At 70.3% G+C, this 18828-nt stretch carries 15 protein-coding genes; 9 read left to right on the top strand and 6 right to left on the bottom strand.

Going from position 1 to position 18828, the window contains the following annotated elements; translation table 11 throughout:
• Nucleotides 1-201: 201 nt before the first annotated feature.
• On the top strand, nucleotides 202-1302 hold the full coding sequence (gene hisC, locus WMF17_RS43895) for a histidinol-phosphate transaminase (RefSeq protein ID WP_437599523.1): 1101 nt from the start codon (nucleotides 202-204) through the stop codon (nucleotides 1300-1302).
• Between the two features lie 608 nt (nucleotides 1303-1910).
• Here hisC and WMF17_RS43890 read toward each other — a convergent pair.
• A complete protein-coding gene (locus WMF17_RS43890; RefSeq protein ID WP_437599522.1) occupies nucleotides 1911-2594 on the bottom strand; it encodes a DUF4336 domain-containing protein in 684 nt (227 codons plus the stop codon).
• Between the two features lie 50 nt (nucleotides 2595-2644).
• Between WMF17_RS43890 and WMF17_RS43885 the strand changes: the two genes are divergently transcribed.
• Nucleotides 2645-3139 carry a MarR family winged helix-turn-helix transcriptional regulator gene (locus tag WMF17_RS43885; RefSeq protein WP_437599521.1) on the top strand — a complete coding sequence of 165 codons (495 nt, stop codon included), beginning with the start codon at nucleotides 2645-2647 and terminating at the stop codon, nucleotides 3137-3139.
• A 215-nt stretch (nucleotides 3140-3354) separates the two neighbouring features.
• Here WMF17_RS43885 and WMF17_RS43880 read toward each other — a convergent pair whose 3' ends face one another.
• On the bottom strand, nucleotides 3355-4284 hold the full coding sequence (locus tag WMF17_RS43880; RefSeq protein ID WP_437646851.1) for a hypothetical protein: 930 nt from the start codon (nucleotides 4282-4284) through the stop codon (nucleotides 3355-3357).
• Nucleotides 4285-4562: 278 nt separating this feature from the next.
• On the opposite strand from WMF17_RS43880, the gene WMF17_RS43875 reads away from it, so the two are divergent.
• Nucleotides 4563-4940, top strand: a complete 378-nt coding sequence (locus tag WMF17_RS43875; protein ID WP_437646849.1) for a hypothetical protein — start codon at nucleotides 4563-4565, stop codon at nucleotides 4938-4940.
• A gap of 40 nt (nucleotides 4941-4980) precedes the next feature.
• On the opposite strand, the gene tam is transcribed toward WMF17_RS43875, so the two are convergent.
• The gene (gene tam, locus WMF17_RS43870) at nucleotides 4981-5751 is read right to left on the bottom strand and encodes a trans-aconitate 2-methyltransferase (RefSeq protein ID WP_437646847.1); all 771 of its coding nucleotides are present in this window, start codon (nucleotides 5749-5751) and stop codon (nucleotides 4981-4983) included.
• 382 nt (nucleotides 5752-6133) lie between these two features.
• Between tam and WMF17_RS43865 the strand changes: the two genes are divergently transcribed.
• The gene (locus tag WMF17_RS43865) at nucleotides 6134-6847 is read left to right on the top strand and encodes an HAD family hydrolase (RefSeq protein ID WP_437646845.1); all 714 of its coding nucleotides are present in this window, start codon (nucleotides 6134-6136) and stop codon (nucleotides 6845-6847) included.
• A gap of 37 nt (nucleotides 6848-6884) precedes the next feature.
• Here the strand turns inward: WMF17_RS43865 and WMF17_RS43860 are convergent, their stop codons facing one another.
• Nucleotides 6885-8819 carry a hybrid sensor histidine kinase/response regulator gene (locus WMF17_RS43860; protein ID WP_437646843.1) on the bottom strand — a complete coding sequence of 645 codons (1935 nt, stop codon included), beginning with the start codon at nucleotides 8817-8819 and terminating at the stop codon, nucleotides 6885-6887.
• A gap of 530 nt (nucleotides 8820-9349) precedes the next feature.
• On the opposite strand from WMF17_RS43860, the gene WMF17_RS43855 reads away from it, so the two are divergent.
• The 4 genes from WMF17_RS43855 to WMF17_RS43840 all read left to right on the top strand — a co-directional run bounded on the left by WMF17_RS43855 (nucleotide 9350) and on the right by WMF17_RS43840 (nucleotide 14235).
• Nucleotides 9350-9961 (top strand): NADPH-dependent FMN reductase, encoded by a 612-nt coding sequence (locus tag WMF17_RS43855; RefSeq protein ID WP_437646841.1) that lies wholly within the window; start codon nucleotides 9350-9352, stop codon nucleotides 9959-9961.
• Nucleotides 9962-10280: 319 nt separating this feature from the next.
• Nucleotides 10281-11426, top strand: coding sequence for a glucose 1-dehydrogenase (locus tag WMF17_RS43850; RefSeq protein WP_437604373.1), 1146 nt, complete (start codon nucleotides 10281-10283; stop codon nucleotides 11424-11426).
• Nucleotides 11427-11433: 7 nt separating this feature from the next.
• A complete protein-coding gene (locus tag WMF17_RS43845; RefSeq protein WP_437646839.1) occupies nucleotides 11434-13212 on the top strand; it encodes an IlvD/Edd family dehydratase in 1779 nt (592 codons plus the stop codon).
• 27 nt (nucleotides 13213-13239) lie between these two features.
• Entirely contained in the window at nucleotides 13240-14235 is a 996-nt protein-coding gene (locus WMF17_RS43840; protein ID WP_437599513.1) for a C-terminal binding protein, read from the top strand.
• A 66-nt stretch (nucleotides 14236-14301) separates the two neighbouring features.
• On the opposite strand, the gene WMF17_RS43835 is transcribed toward WMF17_RS43840, so the two are convergent.
• Together WMF17_RS43835 and WMF17_RS43830 are read right to left on the bottom strand one after the other, a co-directional pair.
• Nucleotides 14302-16359, bottom strand: coding sequence for an amylo-alpha-1,6-glucosidase (locus tag WMF17_RS43835; protein WP_437599512.1), 2058 nt, complete (start codon nucleotides 16357-16359; stop codon nucleotides 14302-14304).
• Nucleotides 16360-16377: 18 nt separating this feature from the next.
• Nucleotides 16378-16755 carry an SCP2 sterol-binding domain-containing protein gene (locus WMF17_RS43830; RefSeq protein ID WP_437599511.1) on the bottom strand — a complete coding sequence of 126 codons (378 nt, stop codon included), beginning with the start codon at nucleotides 16753-16755 and terminating at the stop codon, nucleotides 16378-16380.
• A gap of 115 nt (nucleotides 16756-16870) precedes the next feature.
• On the opposite strand from WMF17_RS43830, the gene WMF17_RS43825 reads away from it, so the two are divergent.
• Complete coding sequence (locus WMF17_RS43825) at nucleotides 16871-18742, top strand: glycoside hydrolase family 15 protein (protein ID WP_437599510.1); 1872 nt, start codon at nucleotides 16871-16873, stop codon at nucleotides 18740-18742.
• The last annotated feature ends 86 nt before the right edge of the window (nucleotides 18743-18828 follow it).

The following is an 18828-nucleotide window of genomic DNA, read 5'->3' as shown; positions in this document are numbered from 1 at the left end:
GGCGCATCTTAGTCCGATCCGCGCAGCCAGCGCGACCGGCGCAGGCCGCCGCGCGCGCGTCCGGGACGACGAGCACCCGGGCAGCGCCGTCCACATCCGCCGGCGAGCTCCGCGGGGAACGACCGGATCGAGCGGCCGCGCGCCGCGCCCGACGAGGCGCTTGTCTCCGGCGAGACGGTGGGCGAGAGGACGGCCATCCCCATGCTGTACGAACGCGACAACATCCACCGCCTCACGCCCTACACGCCCGGTGAGCAGCCGCAGCGGGCCGACGTGGTCAAGCTGAACACAAACGAGAACCCGTACCCGCCGCCGAGCGCGGTGCTCGAGGCGATCCGGGGCGTCTCGGCCGATCAGCTCCGCCGGTACCCGCCGCCCCGGGCGCAGCAGTTCCGCGAGGCGGCGGCGAGGCTCCACGGCCTGTCGCCCGAGCAGGTGATCGCCACGAACGGCGGCGACGAGCTGCTGCGCATGGCGGTGACGGTGTTCTGCGAGCCCGGCGGCCGCGGCCTCGGCGAGACGTACCCGACCTATTCGCTCTATGACGTGCTCGCGGAGATCCATGGCACGGCGTTCACCCAGGTCCCGCTCGAGGAGGACTGGTCGGTCCCGGAGGATTTCGCGAGCCGCCTGAACGACAGCGGCTGCCGGCTCGCGCTCCTCGTCAACCCGCACGCGCCGTCGGGGCGGCGCGAGCCGCTGGACAAGCTCGAGCGCGTCGCGCGGGCGTTCCGCGGCGTGCTCCTGATCGACGAGGCGTACGTCGACTTCGCGGAGGCCGACGCGACGCCGCTGCTCGACCCGGCGCGGGGGCTCGACAACGTGCTGCTCTTGCGGACGCTGAGCAAAGGGTACTCGCTCGCGGGGCTCCGCTTCGGGTACGGGCTCGGGCACCCGCGGCTCATCGAGACGCTCGACAAGGCGCGCGACAGCTACAACACGGATATCCTCTCGCAGGCCGCGGCGATCGCGGCGCTGTCCGCGCGGGACGAGGCGAGGACGAGCTGGGAGAGGGTGATCGCGGAGCGCGCCCGGCTCACCGCGGCGCTTCGCGCGCAGGGGTTCACGGTGGCGCCGAGCCAGAGCAACTTCGTCCTGGCGACGCCGCCGGCGGGGGGGCTGTCGGCGCAGGCGATGTACCGGGCGCTGTACGACCGGGCGATCTTCGTGCGGTACTGGGACGCGCCGCGCCTCCACGACAAGCTGCGGATCACGGTGGGCACACCGGAGCAGAGCGACGCGCTGCTCGGGGCGATCGCCGAGGTGTCTCGCGCGGCGGCCGGGGCCGCGCGAGGATCATGAGCTGAGCGGCCCCGGCGATGGCGGGGCGCAGCGCGAGCAGGCCTGGCAGGACGCCGAGCAGCTGGGAGCCGGCGCGAGGAATGTCGATCTTGATGGAGATGAGCCGATCCGGGCTCAGTACTTCGATCTCGAGGAGGATCCTGTCGAACGCCGCCGCCTGGGGCGGGGCCGCGGGCTTGCCGGGAGCCGCTTCCGGACCGCCTCCGACGCCGGAGGAAAGCTCGGCTACCCGTGCCGGACCGCGACCGGTACACTGAGGGAAGCTCATCGGGTCACCGGCGACCGCAGGCGGCGCTGCCCTGGCGCCCGTCGTCCCGGACGCGCGCCCGCGGCGGCCTGCGCCGGTCGCGCTGGCTGCGCGGATCGGACTAAGATGCGCCGCGACCAGGGCGCCTGCGAGCGGCCCCGAGCCGCCCCTCGGCCCGACCAGCTCACGCACCCAGAACGCCGTCATCGACCCCGCGAACGTGTCGCGCCCCTCGGCCCGAAGCCGCTTCACGGCCGCGTAGGCCCGGACATCCGAGGGGTGGCCACGCGCCGGTGTCCGGGTGCGCTGCCAGCGAGCATTCGCGGCGTGGCTTCCCCGTGGCCTCCCGTGCCCCTGGAGCTCACAGCATCCGCTCGAACGCGCTCTCCAGCGCGGCCCGCCCGCCGCGCTCGATCACGTCGCCGTGCGCCACCACGATGCGCTCCGGCGCCCACGCGAGCATCTGCTTCACCGCCGCGCCCACCGCCGCGCGATCGCGCATCATCGAGCGCGCGACGCGCGACGGACCGAACCGCCCGTACGCCCCGTTCAGGCGCATGAAGAGGCGCGTCGGGAAGTGCCCGCTCTGCGTGATGTGAAAGCAGAGATCCCAGAGAAACAGCGTCCTGCTGGGCCGGTGGAAGAAGACCACCTCGTCGAGCCTGGGCACCCCGCCGACCGCCACCTGGTCGATCTCCGCCGACCAGAGCGGGTCCGGCGCGCCGTCGAGCACGCCCGTGAACGTCACGTCCGGGCACTTCTCGCGGAGCCCCCGGGGGCCGTACAGCCGCGCCCCCGGGAACGCCCGGGCCGCCGGCGCGAGGCCGAGGTGGTGCATCAGGTTCGGCGCCACGATCGCCCGCACCTCCCCGAGCGCGCGGATCTCGCCCGCCACCTGCTCCACGCCCGGGAGCGGCGAGAAGAGGATCAGCCCGCCGTCCCCGAGGCGCACGACCGGAGACCGCACCGGGAAATGGATGCCGAGGCCTGGCAGCTTCAACGTGTCTTCCGCGGCCCAGAGGGCTTGATCGAGTTGTCGCAGCATGCTCCAATTGGTAAAGTTGCTTGACCATTTAGTCAAGCAACTTTACCATTATGACCAAGCACGACCTCGATCCCAGCGATCTCGCCGAGCTCGCCCAGCGCAAGCGCTCGAGCCTCGGCCAGCTCCTCCTTCGCTCGGCGCGGCTGCTCGACGAGCGGGCGGTGGCGCGCGTCGCCCGGCGGGGCGCGCCCGGGGTGCGCCGGGCGCACACCGCGCTCATGCCGTACATCGATCTCGAGGGCACGCGGCTGACCGATCTGGCGGAGCGCGCCCGGGTGACGAAGCAGGCGGTGGGTCAGCTCGTGGAGGAGCTCGAGGCGATGGGCGTCGTGGAGCGGACGCCCGATCCGGAGGACCGGAGGGCGAAGCGGGTGCGGTTCACGCCGTACGGGCTCAAGGCGCTGCTCCACGGGCTCGGGGTGCTGCAGGAGCTGGAGGAGGAGCTCACGCGGTCGCTGGGCCAGAAGCAGATGACCTCGCTGAAGAAGGGGCTCACCGCGCTGCTCGCGGCGCTGGAGTCGCCGGAGCCACCCGAGGGCGGGTGAGCGCGTCGACGTCGGCCTGGCGGATGCTCGTCAGGCGCGTGCAGAACGGGGTCAGGCGCGGATTTCGGACCGGGCGCACGAAACACTGGAGCTCTCGAAATGGCGCTCCTGGAGGCCTTTCTCTGCAGCCGGCGCGGGGAGCGGGAGCAGGCGAGCCAGCGCGCGGCGCGGGAACGCACGGAGAGGTCCGGGTACCCGCGAGGCTCCCCGGTGCGTCAGGAGAGCACGTCCGAAGCCTTCTTTGCCCCGAGGACGTTATCGACCCAGCGATCGAAGGTCGCCGGATCCGTGCAAGCCTCGATGCGCGCGCGGTCGTCGTCGGTGAGCGCAATGCCTGCACGAGCGACCAGCCTGAGCAAGGTGTCGCGCTTCCCGTTGAGCTCCCCCTCGCGGATGCCCTCGAGCTTGCCCTCGCGGATGCCCTCGCGGATGCCCTCGATCCGGCCGCGCTCGATGAGCTGCTGGGCGAACGGGGGGAAAGTTGCCTTGCCTTCTGTCTGCCGTTCCATGATCAGCGCCTCCAGGGCCCTCCGCATGGGCTCACGCAACGCATTGTAGACGATCTGGAAGTACACCGCCGCGTGCTCGTGGTCGAACCGTCCGAGCGCGCCGAGCGCAGCCTGAACCACGGCGAGCCCGTTCGCTCCGTTGCCGTGCGCCGCAGCCGAGAGGATGGCGAGTTCCGTCTCCTTTTCCGCCTCGTCCTGATCCGTCACCTCAGGAACGATCGCCGGCCCCAGCACCAGCGGCTGGACCGTTCCAAGCCCCAGGCCCAGATCGATCTTCTGCGCGGCCCAGGCGGCCACCTCGGCGTCGGGTGCTACGACCAGGACGATGGCCTGGCACTCCTTCTGCGCCCGCACGACCGCAACGTAGACGGGCCACGAGTAGCCCTTGCGCCGATCGATGTCGCGCTGAACCTCGAGGACGATGGAGAGCACCACCGCCCCGCTGCCATCGCGGAGCTCGAGCACCAGGTCGGCGCGAAACTCGACCGGAACGAGCTGATCCAGCGAGCCCTCGACCACCGCAACCGTTGTGTACGGTGGGAGATCCAGATGGAAGAGGATCTCGAGGAAGTGAGGCGCAAGCGACGGTTTCTCGCGGAACATGTCGACGAGACCGTTGTGCTCGAGCGTCGGCATGGGCGGCACGCTACTGCGAGCTATGGAGATGGGCAAGCTGCGCGCAGGGCTTCCAACCCTGGTTCCCGTAAATGCGAATGAGTGAAACGAATCACGGCTCGACCACGTAAAAGCCTGTCCGGTCTCGCGCGCACCGGCCCAGCGCGCGCTTCCGCCGCGGCCGCAGGCCGGCGGCCGCAATGCCCTGGCGCTCCCCTCCAGAGATCTCGCGCGACGCCGACCGGCCCCCTCGCGACCAGGGCTTCCCCCGGAGCCGCCGCCGCGATACGACATCGCCCGTGACACGCACGATCGCCCGATGGGTCCCCCTCCTCGCAGCGCTCTCCTCCGGATGCGCCCCGGCGCCGGCCCCGGCCGCTCCGGCGGCGGACGAGAGCGCCACGAAGGCGGCGAGCGTCGCGCTCACCGCGCTGTCGCACCGCAAGTTCGACGTCCACGGCTGCGCCGCCTCCGAGGCGCGCGTCGTAGCGGAGGCCGACGCGCGCGCGGGCACGCCTCAGGGCGAACGGTGCGCCATCCTCGTCGCGCGCAGGGGCGACAAGACATGGCTCGTCGTCGTCCGCTCCTCCCTCTCGTCGAGCTCCTTCGGGGCGCAGGCGCTCGTGACCGTGCTCCCCCAGGCCGAGGGCGTCGGCGCCATCGAGTACACGCGCTGATCCATCGCAGCGCCCGCGCCGCACCAGCGCAATCCGGCGCTCACCTCGCCCTGGCGACGAGGAACAACCTCCGGAACGGAAATGGCGTCTTCCCGTCCGCGGCCTTCGGATAAGCCGCAGCCAGGCGCCTCCCGTACGCCTCCAGGAACTCGGCCCGTTCGTCCTCATCGAGCACCGTGAGCAGCGGTCGCAGCGCCGTCCCCAGGGTCCACTCGACGACCGGGCTCTCGCCCTCGAGGACATGCAGGTACTCCGTCTCCCAGAGGTCGACCCGCGCCGCGTGCGGCGCCAGCACGCTGTAATACACCGCAGGCGCCGCGACCGGGCTCTCCCGCACCACCGGCGCCAGCTTGTCGCGGAAGCGCGGCCCCCTGCTCACCTCCACCATCGCCGTGTGCGACGGCGCGCCGTGGTTCCTCGGCATCTGCACCGCCAGCACGCCGCCGCGCGCGAGCCGCCCGAGGAGCGCTGGAAACAGCGCCGGGTGGTCATCCAGCCAGTGGAGCGCGGCGTTGCTGAAGATCAGCGCCGGCGGCGCGGGCGGCACGAAGCGCGCGATATCGCCCTCGATGAACCGCGCCCCCGGCAGCGCGGCGCGCGCCTTCGCCAGCATCTCCGGCGAGCTGTCGACCCCGACGATCCCCCGGTCCGGGAAGCGCTGCGCCAGGAGACGGGTGATGTTGCCCGCCCCGCAGCCGAGATCGACGATCTCGCCCGGCACGTCGACGTCGACCCTGCCGAGCAGGTCGACCGCCGGACGCGCCCTCTGGTCCTCGAACTTCAGGTACTGAGCAGGATCCCAATCCGCCATTGCGCTCTCCACCGGACCAGCACAGCAGCACGTGAGCTCCCCCGCGGCCCCTCTTACGAACTCGTCTACTTCCATCAGATCCCGTCGCGCCTGTCGACGCCGAAACCGGCTCTCGACTCCCCTCGCCCGCCGGCGCCCCGCTCCGTGCTCGCACCGCTGCTTCCCAATCGCGTCCCCGCGGCGGCCGCCGGCCTGCCGCGGGGCGATCTGCCACAAGCCTGCCAGGTCGCCACGGCGGCGACGTGAGCGGCGCGCGCCCGCGCCGCGCCGCCGCGCCCGGCATGTGCATTGCTCGATGCCCGCCCGGAGTCCAGCGGCCCCCTGGCAGCGCTGTCCGGGAACCCGGCCGCCGTCACGCCGCGAACAGGAAAGGTCCCGGGTCATGGCATCCATTCGCGGCGTAATTTTCGATGTCGACGGCACCCTGATCGACAGCAACGACGCGCATGCGCGCGCCTGGATCGATGCGCTGGAGGAGTTCGGGCACAAGGTCCATTTCGAGGAGGTGCGGCGGCTCATCGGGATGGGCGGCGACAAGCTCCTCCCCAGGGTGACGGGGATCTCCAGCGACAGCCCGGAAGGGAAGAGGATCAGCGGGCGCTGCTCGGAGATCTTCATGAAGCAGCTCCTGCCCGAGCTCCGGGCCTTCCCCGGCACGAAGGAGCTGCTCGAGGAGCTCCACCGCCGCGGCATCAGGATCGTCATCGCGAGCTCGGCCAAGGAGGAGAAGCTCCGCGAGCTCCTCAAGCTCACCGGCGCCGACGGGGTCATCGAGAGCGCCACGTCGTCGAGCGACGCCGAGCAATCCAAGCCGGATCCCGACATCGTGCAGGCGGCGCTCGGCGACCTGAGGCTGCCGCCCGGGGAGGTCGTGATGATCGGCGACACGCCCTACGACGTCGAGGCGGCAGCGCGGGCCGGCCTGCGCACGATCGGCTTCCGCTCGGGCGGCTGGACCGACAGCGCGCTCGCGGGAGCCATCGCCGTGTACGACGGCCCGGCCGACCTCCTGGCGCACCTGGAGACGTCGCCCCTCGCCGGGGGCGCGAGCGCCGCTCCCCAGGCCGAGGAGACCCCGCTGCAGCGCACCGTGTAGCGAGGCGCCCGGCCGCGCTCGACCCCGCCGCGGCCCGCTATCGCTCGCCGCCCGCGATGTGCGCGAACAGCACCTCGGGAGCGATCGGCTTGATCAGGTGGGCATCGCACCCGGCCTCCCTGGATCTGCGCAGATCGTCCTGCTGCCCGTACCCCGTGAACGCGACGATCCTCAGGGCCCCGGCGCCCGCCTCGCCCCGCATCCTCCGGGCGACCTCGTAGCCGTCCATCTTCGGCAGGCCGATGTCGAGCAGGACCACCTCGGGCGCGAAGCGGCGCGCCGCCTCCAGCGCTTCAGGACCGTCGTGGGCCAGCGCGGTCACGTGGCCCGCCTGCTCCAGGAGGAGGGCGAGGGCGAGCGCATGGTCGCGGTTGTCGTCCACGACGAGGATCCGGCGGGCGAGCGCGCTCGCGGCCGGCCCGAGCGCCCCCACGGGCTCGCCCAGCGGCTCCGCGGCGGGCAGGCGCACCGTGAACTCGCTGCCGCGGCCCTCGCCCTCGCTCGCGGCCGACACCGAGCCGCTGTGCATCTCGACGAGCCGCCTCACCAGCGTGAGCCCGATGCCGAGCCCACCGCGCGCGCGCTCGAGCGTCGGGTGCGCCTGCTCGAACAGGTCGAACACGCGCGGCAGCATCTCCTCCGGAATGCCGTAGCCCGTGTCCTTCACCCGGACGACGACCTCCGCCCCCTCCGGGCGCGCGGCGAGCCAGATCCGCCCGCCCTCGCGGGTGTACTTCGCGGCGTTCGTGAGCAGGTTGACGATCACCTGCTCCAGGCGCGCGGTGTCGCCGAACACCGAGAGCGGCCGCGGCCCCACGTCGAGCGTGAGCTCGTGCTTGGAGGCGTCGATCAGCGGCGCGACCGCCGCCACCGCCTGGTGAACGACATGGCCGAGATCGAGCGGCTCCTGCTTCAGCGTGATCTTGCCGCGGGTGATCCGCGAGACGTCGAGCAGATCGTCGACGATGCGGCCGAGCTGGCCCAGCTGCCGCTGCATGACCGCCTGCGCCCACGCCCGCCGCGGCTCGGGCAACGAGGGCATCTGCGAGACGCGGAGCGCGAACTGGATGGCCGAGAGCGGGTTCCGGAGCTCGTGCGCCAGCATCGCGAGGAACTCGTCCTTGCGGCGGTCGGCGTCCAGGAGCGCCTGCTCGGCCTGCTTGCGCGCGCTGATGTCGTTGCAGGAGACCGCCACGCCGTCGCCGACCTTCACGGCCATGTTGCGGACCCACATGCGGTGCCCGTCGGCCGTGTACCCGACCTCGATGTCGTGCGGCTCGCCGGTCTCGACCACCCGCACGTAGAGCGGGAACAGCTCCGTCCGCTGGTCGGGCAGCACGTCGAGGAGCCGCCGGCCGACGAACGCCTCCACGGGCCTGCGGAGGAGCCGGCCGGCGGCCGGGTTCGCGAACTCGAACACGAAGTCGGCGACCCGGCCCCCCTCGTCGCGCGCCGCGCGCAGCACGAAGAACGCGTCGAGCGAGAGCTCCTGGGCCGCGCGGAAGCGCTCCTCGCTGCGGCGCAGCGCTTCCTCCGCCTGCTTGCGCTCGGTGATGTCGTCGATCACGCCGACCGCGCGCACCGCGTTGCCGCGCTCGTCCCTGAACACCACGCCGCGAACCACGACCCACCGGACGCCGCCGTCCTTCCGGACGAACCGCTTCTCGCTGCGCCACTCGCGATCCGCGCCGCCGACCGCCCGGCGGTAGATGGCGAGATCCCGCGAGCGATCATCGGGGTGCGTGAGGTCGACGAAGGTGCGCTCGAGGAGCTCCGCCTCGGAGTAGCCCGTCAGCGCGCAAAACTCCGGGCTGACGGCGAGGATCCTCGCCGTCGGCGGCTCCCCGGTGGCGACGGCCACGCCCGCGAGCTCGAGCGTGCGGTGAAGGTCGCGCTCGCCCAACAGCTCCGCGGAAGCCCGGTCGAGCTCGCGTCGAGGTCCGCCTTCGCCGGAGCTCCCTGCCCCGGACATCGATGGATTCTCTGCGCCTTTCCGCTCATCTCGAGTCGCTGTCACCCGCCCTCCCCCGGCGACGCCCCGCCGGACCGCCGAACGGCGTGCCGGCGGTCCGGCGCGCTTCGCGGCCATCGTAGACCAAACGGCGCGCCGCTGACAGCTGCCGAAACGAGCCGGCGCGGTCCGCCTCGGCAGCGCCGGCGCGGCGGCGGCTCCCCGTGGGTCGGAGTCGCCTCTCGCCTGCGCGCGCGTCCACTTCCGCTCGATACAGCGCCTCTCGACAGCGGTGATCGGCGCCGCGCAGGGAGCGGGGAGGCGGGGGAAAGCTCAATGATCTTCCCATCTTCTCACCTTCACGGAGGCGCCCTCCGGCCAGCGCGACCGCCGCCGCTCGGTGGACGGCGCGCGGCGGCGGGGCGAAAGCTCGCGCGCCGACGGAATCCTCGACTCGACGCGACGCGCGAGGCCGGGGTAGCATCCCGCGCCTCAATCCACCGATAGCCAGGAGCGCCGCGCGATCCCTCGCCCGCCGCATGCAACGCCCCATGAAGCTCGCTGTCATCTCAGGTAGTCACCGCAATGGTTCCGAATCGGGGAAGGTCGCCCGCTACGTGCAGCAGCAGCTGACGTCGGCGGCGGAGGTCTCCTCCACCTACGTGCTCGATCTCGCCGACAACCCGCTGCCGCTCTGGGACCCGGAGGCATGGCAGCCCTCGGAGAAATGGGAGCGCCTCTGGTCCCCCATCTCCGCCGAGCTCACCGCGTCCGACGCCTTCGTGATCGTGACGCCGGAGTGGAGCGGCATGGTCCCCGCGGCGCTGAAGAACTTCTTCCTCCTCTGCTCCAAGGGCGAGCTCGCGCACAAGCCCGCGCTCATCGTCGCGGTCTCGGCGAGCCTGGGCGGCTCCTACCCGATCGCCGAGCTGCGCATGAGCAGCTACAAGAACACGTACCTCTGCTACATCCCGGACCACGTGATCGTGCGCCACGTCCGCGACCTCCTCAACGACCCGGCGGAGCCGCAATCGCCCGACGACGGGCGCATCCGCGAGCGGCTCCACTACGCGCTGGGCATCCTCCTCCAGTACGGGAAAGCCCTGCAGCAGGTCCGCGAAAGCGGCACAGTCAACCTGACCCGATATCCTTTCGGAATGTAGCCGGCCGACTGTCCGCCTCCAACCCGGGAGAGAGACCGGACCGCGGCCGCGTGCTCGTCGCGGGACGCGAGGCTCGGACCGTCGCGCTCGGTCGCGGCGAGGAGCAGCGACCGCGTCTCGATGCCGAGCGGCTCGGCGCGGCTGAGCGCGCACGGAGCGACCGAGTCGCCGATTCGCTCGGTCGCCCGGGAGTCGCGGACCCGTCTGCCCAGAGGGGGCTTGCCGCGTTCGTACGGGCGACCCATGGAGCCAATCGCGCGGCGGCGCGCGGGCAAATGCTCGCAGGGGAGGGGAACGCGTGAGATCAGTTGCTGCCTTCATGGCCGAGAGGGTGGTGCGTCTCGTGGAGGAAGACGGACCCGATGCCCTGCCGCTGGCGCGCGGGCACGTGCTGCTTCGCATGCTCGAAGTCGGCGTGTGCGGAACGGACCGAGAGATCGCGGGATTCGCCTACGGATCCGCGCCTCCAGGGACGGACCGGCTCGTGCTGGGACACGAGGCAGTTGCGGAAGCCGTGCGAACGGGTGAGGGCGTGGAGCGCGTTCGTCCCGGAGATCTCGTGGTGCCGACCGTGCGCCGGCCCTGCCACCGCGTCGAGTGTCCTGCCTGTCGCGCCGGGCGTCAGGACTTTTGCACGACGGGCGAGTTCATCGAGCGCGGTATCTGCGGGGCGGGCGGCTTCATGACCGAGCTCGTCGTCGAGGAGGAATGCTACCTCGTTCCCGTCCCACCGGCGGTCGGCGAGCTCGGCGCCCTCGTCGAGCCGCTGAGCATCACGGCCAAAGCGTTCGCCCAGCTCGACGCCATCCTGACGCGCCTGCCATGGGATCATGGCCGGGCGCGGGGCCTGGTCCTCGGCGCTGGACCGATCGGCGTGCTCACGGCGATGGGCCTGGTTGCGAGGGGAGCTCGAACGGTCGTCTTCTCGAGGGAGCCGGATGACGACGACCGGGCGCAGCTCGTGCGCAGCATCGGCGCCGACTACGTGTCGAGCGCCTCCACCGACGTCCACGGGCTCGTGCGCCGCGCCGGGCGGTTCGATGTGATCATCGAAGCGGTCGGCGTGCCCGAATTCGCGTTCCAGACCGTTGCCGCGCTGGCGCCCAACGGCGTGTTCATCCTCACGGGCGTCCCCGCCCCGAGGCCCGCGATCGGCTTCGACGCAGCCGGTTTGATGCGCGATCTCGTCCTGCAGAACCAGGTGATGCTCGGGACCGTGAACGCTGACCGCGAGTCCTACGAGCAAGCCGTTCGCATGCTCGAGCGGTTCCTGATGCTGTTTCCAGACGCCGTGCGACGCGTGATCACGCGACGTGTAGCGCTCGACGAGGTGCCGGCCTTGCTGCGAGAGCCAGGGGGCGGCGTGAAGACGGTGATCCGGATCGCAGAGGCCGGCACGGCGACGCGCGACGAAGGGCTCCCGGCTCCCGGGCGGGCCGCGGCGCCACAGGATCGCAGAAAGTGAACGAGCGATGAGCCAGAGGCGAAAGCTGCGAAGCCAGGCGTGGTGGGACGACGAGACCAATCCGGAGATGACGGCGCTGTACGTCGAGCGCTACCTGAACTTCGGGCTGACCCTGGGAGAGCTCCAGGCCGGCCGCCCCATCATCGGGATCGCCCAGACGGGGAGCGATCTCGTGCCATGCAACCGACACCATGTGAGCCTGGCCGTCCGGGTCAAGGAGGGCGTGCGCGACGCCGGCGGGATCCCGCTGGAATTTCCGGCGCACCCCCTCCAGGAGACAGGCAAGAGGCCCACCGCAGCCCTCGACAGGAACCTCGCGTACCTCGGGCTGGTGGAGGTGCTCTTCGGATACCCGATCGACGGCGTGGTGCTCACGACGGGCTGCGACAAGACGACGCCGTCCTGCCTGATGGCGGCAGCGACGGTCGACCTGCCCGCGATCGTGCTCTCGGGCGGGCCGATGTTGAACGGATACTACCAGGGGAGGCTCGCCGGCTCGGGGCTCGTGATCTGGGAGGCGCGCAGGCTGCTGGCGGCCGGCGCGATCGATTACGCGGAGTTCATGGGCATGGTCGCCGCGGCCGCGCCCAGCGCGGGACACTGCAACACCATGGGGACGGCCCTGTCGATGAACGTCCTCGCCGAGGCCGTCGGGATGTCGTTGCCCGGATGCGCGGCGATCCCGGCGCCGCACCGGGAGCGGGCGCAGATGGCGTACGCGACCGGACGCCGGATCGTGGAGATGGTCCACGAGGACCTGAAGCCGAGCGCGATCATGACCAAGGCGGCGTTCGAGAACGCCATCGCCGTCGCCTCTGCGATCGGCGCGTCGACCAACTGTCCGATCCATATGAATGCCATCGCGCGCCATATCGGGGTCGACTTGACCAACGACGATTGGCAGAGGGTGGGGCAAGACGTGCCCTTGCTCGTCGATTGCCAGCCCGCCGGGCGCGTCCTGGGCGAGGACTTCCATCGCGCGGGAGGCGCGCCCGCCGTCATGAACGAGCTGCTCCGCGCGGGCCGCCTCCACGCGGATGCCCTCACGGTCTCCGGACGCACGGTGGGGGAGAACGTGGCGAACGCCGCCGCCACCGACCGCGACGTGATCCGACCGTACGAAGAGCCCCTGCTCCCCGCGGCAGGCTTGCTCGTCATGAGCGGGAACCTCTTCGACTCGGCCGTCATGAAGACGAGCGTGATCTGCGAGGCCTTTCGCAACCGCTACCTGTCGGACCCCGAGCACCCCGACGTCTTCACGGCGCGGGCCGTCGTCTTCGACGGGCCGGAGGATTACCACGCGCGCATCAACGACCCGTCGCTCGGAATCGACGAGAGCTGCATCCTCGTCATGCGCGGCACGGGGCCGGTTGGTTATCCGGGCTCCGCGGAGGTCGTGAACCAGCAGCCGCCCGACGCGCTGGTCCGGCGCGGGGTGACGTCGCTGCCGACGCTCGGCGACGGCCGCCAGAGCGGTACGTCGGACAGCCCCTCGATCCTGAACGCGTCGCCCGAGTCCGCGACGGGAGGCGGCCTCGCGCTGCTCCGGACCGGGGATCGCATCCAGATCGATCTGCGCCGTCGCCGCGTGGACGTGCTGCTCTCCGACGACGAGATCGAGCAGCGCCGCAAGTCCATCACGCCGTCGCACTGCGAGGACCAGACTCCATGGCAGGAGCTCTACCGGAGCTCGGTCGGCCCGCTGTCGACCGGCGCGTGCTTCGAGCCGGCCATCCGGTACCAGCACCTCGTTCAGCTTCGCGGGCTGCCTCGCCACTCGCACTGAACGGCTCGGGGAGCTGAGGTGAGAACCATGAGCATGAAACAGACGGGGCCGGTCGTCGTGCTGGACCACGATTTCGGCGATATCGATATCGAGCGCTCCATCATGGAACCGGCCGGCCTGGAGGTGGTCGCCGCGCAATGCAAGACCGAGGAGGACGTCGTGGCCGCCGCGCGCGACGCGGTCGGCGTGCTCACGCAGTACGCAGAGGTCAAGGAGCGAGCCATCTCGGGGCTCCAGCGCTGCCGGGTCATCGCTCGGTACGGCACCGGCGTCGACACCGTCGACGTCGCGGCGGCGACGAAGCGCGGGATCCGGGTGACCAATGCGCCGAACGATTGGTGCGCCGACGAGGTCGCCGACCACGCCGTGGCGCTCCTGCTCACGCTCGCCCGCAAGCTGCCCGCTTACGATCGCGCCACGCGCGGTGGATCCTGGTCCTGGCAAGATGGCCGGCCCATCCACCGGATGCGGGGGGCGACCCTGGGCCTCCTGTCGTTCGGCGCGATCGCCCGGGGTATCGGCGCGCGGATGGCGAGCTTCGGCGTGCGCGTGACGGCGCACGACCCCTTTCTCGACCCGGACGAGATCCGCGCCGCCGGCGCTATCCCCGTGTCCTTCGACGAGCTCCTGGAGAGCTCCGACTACGTCGTCGTCCAGGCGCCGCTCACGTCCGAGACGCGTGGTCTCCTCGGGGAGCGCGAGCTCCGGCGCATGAAGCCGACAGCCATCCTCGTGAACACCGCCCGCGGGCCCATCATCGACGACGACGCTCTGCACAGGGCGCTCCGGGAGGGGTGGATCGCAGGCGCCGGGCTCGACGACATCGCCGAGGAGCCGGCGAAGCGGCGCGACTGGACGCCGGCGAGCCCGCTCTTCTCGCTCGATAATGTCGTCCTGTCGCCCCACGCGGCCTACTACTCCGAGGAGGCGCTCGAGTTCGTCCGGCGGTTCGCGGCGAACGAGGTCGTTCGCGTTCTCTCCGGGCAGGAGCCGATGTCGCCCGTGAACCTGAAAGCCGCGTGAGGTCGCCGGCGTCGTCGGCGAAAGCGGGCATGGCGGATGCCTTTTGATGATCGATGAGACTCGTGGTCAAATTCGATTGTGAGCGCCCGGCTCCGGACGCGCGCGGCCGAAGGCGTCGCTCCTGCCCCAGCGCCCAGGGATGTCGAGGAGTCGAATCTCCCCGAGCTCGGCAGGAACCGCCGGATCGACGACCAGGCGGTTGCCCATAGGCTCCAGCCCGAGCAAGACGCGGAGAAAGAGCAGGGGAGCCCCGGCGGCCCACGCCTGGGGGCTGCACGCAGTAGGATACTCGACCGGAAACTTCGTGAGCTCTCGCGGATACCCGGCGAACGCCTCGGGCAAGCGGTAATGGAAGAAGGAAGCCGCCGCCAGGTTGCCCGTCGCGACACGCCCGGCCTCCACGCTGAAGCCGTAGCGCTGGAGCCCGAGCGCGATCAACGAGTTGTCGTGCGGCCAGACCGTACCCACGTGATAGCCGATGGGGTTGTACCCGCCTTCGTCGTCGGCCATGGTACGCACACCCCAACCGCTGAACAGGCGGGGGCCGAGGAGGTGCTCGACCACCCGTTCGGCCCTGGATTCCTCGACGATGCCGCTCCAGAGCAAGTGGCCGATGTTCGAGGTCAGGGAATCGACCCTGCGCTTCTGGCCATCCAGGGCGAGCGCGAAGAACCCGCGATCGTCGAGCCAGAAGTCCTGGTTGAATCGACGTTTCAGCTCCTCCGCCTCTCGCTCCAGGCGTGCCGCGAGCTCGGGGTCCCGCCAGACCTCGCGCGCGAGCCGGGCGCTCCGCACCTTCGCGTCGTAGACGTACCCCTGGATCTCACAGCACGCGAGAGGCCGCGGCGCGAGCGATCCGTCGTGAAACACGATGGAGTCCCATGAGTCCTTCCAGCACTGGTTCTCCAGGCCAGTCGCGGGGTTGCGCGTGTCGTACTCGACGTACCCGTCGCCATCCCGATCCCCCCATTCGTCGATCCATTGAAGCGCCGCGCGCGCGGCGTGCTCCATCGACAGGACGAGCTCCGCGTCGCCGGTCCAACGCTCGTACTCGTCGAGCAGGATCAGGAAGAGCGGCGTCGAGTCGGCAGCGCCGAAATAGGGCGAGTGCGGCCGCTCTTCGAAGGCGGTCAGCTCGCCCCACCGGACCTCGTGGAGGATCTTCCCCGGCTCCTCGTCCCGGAAGTCGTCCCGGCGGGTGCCCTGGCGGCGCGCGAGGTAGCGGAGCGTGGAGCGCGAGAGCTCGGGGACGAACGGCAACGCTTGCAGGCTCGTGATGACGCTGTCGCGGCCGAACGCCGCCATGAACCACGGCAGGCCAGCGGCCGGTATGGCGGCGTCCGGCATGAGCTTCGAGAAGAAGCGCAGCGCGGCCAGGTCGATGAGGCTCCGCTGGTACGTGCGTGCGAGGGGATCGTTCGAGGTGATGAGTCGTGGTGCCCTGTCGAGCCAGCTCTCGAGGCTGGTGCCGATGTTCGGGCGCGCATGGCTCTCGCCGTGGGCGTACTTCACCCGGCTGTGCTGCTCCTCCAGCCCGTCGATCGCCGCCAGGACGTCGAGGCAGGTGCTCCAGGTGCCGTGCGGCTCGATGTGCACCCGGAAGGCGAGGCCGCCCAGCTCGATCCGCGCGGGCTGCGATGCGGAGATCCATGTCTCGCGCACGAAGCGCTCGCGCCGGTATCCGAGCACGAGCCGGTTGTCCTCGATGCGGTGATAGTGCTCGCCTTTCTTCTCGAGCATGTCCTTGACCTCGAACAGGTCGGCGAAATCGGCGGCGGCTCGGATGCGGACGTCGAGATCGACAGGGGACTTGTCGTGGTTCATGAGCAGGAGGTCCTCGTGGAACCCGTCTCCCGCAAACCGGGTCCGGACGACCGACAGGGTCGATTGGACGTACATCGCCGCAGGCCTCGGGACGAGGAAGAACTGGGCCTGGAAGTACTGCACGTCGTCGGTGGACAGCGCGGCCGGCACGACGCCGTCGATCGTCAAGATCCATTCGGAGAGAAAGCGCGTATCGAGGTGAAAGAGGCCGAGCGGGCGGTTGACGGAATGTTCGATGTTGCCGCGCAGGTCGCTGACGACGAACGTTCCGCCGTCCAGGATGCTCACTTGACGTTCCATGTCTCCCTCCGACGATAATCAGCCCCCGCGTCGCTTCGGGAGCTCGCTCGTCCCCCGGGGCGTCTCTTCGGCGGCCTGTCCGTCGCCCGGGCAGAAGACGCTCTGGAACATCTGCGCGATGGCCAGGTCTCCTCGCGCTGCGACGCGACCCTGCATGATCGCGGTGATCAGGTTCTGTTCGCCGCGAGCGATGCGCGAGAAGTCGTCGAGCGAGCAGGAGAGCTGACAATCCTCGCGCGCGCCCTCGGGCGCGATGCCGAACGACCCATCGTTGACCTCCACCGCGACGCGCTCGTCGTCGGTGAACTGCAAAGCACATACCTTGCGCGTGCCTCGCAAACGGGCGTCGTACCGCCCCATCACGAGGGCCTCGATGAGCTCCCTTGCTTGCCGCATGATGGCTCCGTGGTTCCGGGTTACCAGTCTCGCCTTCGCGGCTTCGACGAAGCAAGGGGCGTGCCCTGCTCGCCTCCAGGCTTGCGGGCCGGGCATCGGCGCGCATGGTTTGGCCATGCCAACTCCGATCGAACATTATGGTCTCATCGGTGACACGACGACGGTCGGTTTGATCTCGCGTAACGGCTCGCTCGACTGGCTGTGCCTTCCGCGCATCGACTCGGACGCGTGTTTCGCGAGGCTGCTCGGCCATGACGACCACGGGTACTGGGCGCTCCGGCCAGCGACGAGGATACGAGCCGTGGAGCGACGGTACCGGCCGGACACGCTGGTCCTCGAGACCGAGTTCATCTGTGACAGCGGACGGGCGCGGTTGATCGATTTCATGCCTCCGGGGGTCGTCGCGCACGATGCCGCCCAGGTCGACGAAGCGATCCAGGCTGTCGCCGCGCACGACGTCATCCGGATCGTCGAGGGGATCGAGGGCCATGTCCCGATGCACTCCGATCTGATCGCGCGGTTCGGCTATGGCCGCTTGATCCCCTGGATCCAGTGCGATGGAGGCCGGGCCACGCTCACGTCCGGACCGGCTGCGCTCGTGTTCCGCAGCCCTGCGCCGCTCGACCTCGACTGGGACGCCGCACGACTGGAGACGAGCTTCATCGTCCGCGCGGGGCAGCGCCTGCCGTTCACCCTCACCTTCTTCCCGTCGCACGAGCACGCCCCCGACCACCCCGTCGACGCGGAGCGGGAGCTCGCGCGAGCGGAGCATCACTGGCGAGCGTGGGCGAGCCGCTGTCCCTACCAGGGCCGCTTTCGTGACGCCGTGGTGCGGTCGCTCCTCACGCTGAAGGCGCTCACCTATGCGCCCACGGGCGGAATCGTGGCGGCGCCGACGACCTCCTTGCCGGAGGATCTCGGCGGCGTTCGCAACTGGGACTATCGCTACTGCTGGTTGCGGGACTCCACCCTCACGCTCGACGCGCTGATGCGCGGCGGGTACCTGGAGGAAGCCGAGGCGTGGCGCGACTGGCTCATGCGCGCGGTGGCCGGCGCTCCTGCGCAGCTGCAGATCATGTACGGCGTGGCCGGCGAGCACCGGCTCACCGAGATCGAGCTGCCGTGGCTCCCGGGATATGAGGAATCCAAGCCAGTGCGGATCGGCAATGGCGCATACGATCAGTTTCAGCTCGACGTCTACGGCGAGGTGCTCAACACGCTTTATGATGCCCACGTGCAGGGGCTGCCGGATCTGCCGCACACCTGGGACCCCATCGTGGAGATCGTCGACTTCGTCGAGAAGGCCTGGCAGCGGCCGGACGAAGGCATCTGGGAGATCCGCGGGGCAAAACAGCTACACTTCACGCATTCGAAGCTGATGGCCTGGGTGGCCGTGGATCGCGCCGTGCGCATGATCGAGGAGTTCGGAGTAGGCGGACAGCATCGACTGGGGAAGCGGACCCAGCGCTGGCGCGCGTTGCGCGAGGAGATCCGCAGCGACCTGCTCACGCGCGGATTCAACGCGCGCATCGGCGCGTTCACGCAATCGTACGGCTCGGACGCCCTCGACGCCAGCGTGCTCCTGATACCGCACATGGGCTTTCTGGCCGCCGACGATCCGCGCATGCTGTCCACCGTCGCAGCGATCGAGAAGGGCCTCACCCGGGAGGGTCTCGTCCTGCGCTACGCGACCGAGACGGGGGTGGATGGACTGCGGGGCCACGAAGGGACGTTCCTGATCTGCAGCTTCTGGCTCGCCGACAACTACGCGATGGTCGGTCGCCTGGACGACGCGGAGGCGCTCCTCGCTCGGCTGGTTTCGCTCCGCAATGACGTCGGCCTGCTCGCCGAGGAGTACAGCCCTGAGCTGGGTCGCCAGCTCGGCAATTTCCCGCAGGCGTTCTCTCACATCGGGCTCGTCAACACGGCTCACATCATCGACGCGAAGCGCGCCGGGAAGAAGGTGCACATTCCGTCCGCAGCGTAACTTCGGCCGACGGCTTCAGGTGTGCCCATGTCGGACTGTCATAAGAACTCGTAATTACACGGATTTTAGCGGGATGGGCGGGTTCG

Origin of the sequence: Sorangium sp. So ce362, assembly GCF_051519845.1 — a bacterium.
In the GTDB taxonomy this organism is placed as follows: domain Bacteria; phylum Myxococcota_A; class Polyangia; order Polyangiales; family Polyangiaceae; genus Sorangium.
The sequence above is the reverse complement of the archived record's forward strand: the minus strand, read 5'-3'. Positions and strand labels throughout refer to the sequence as shown.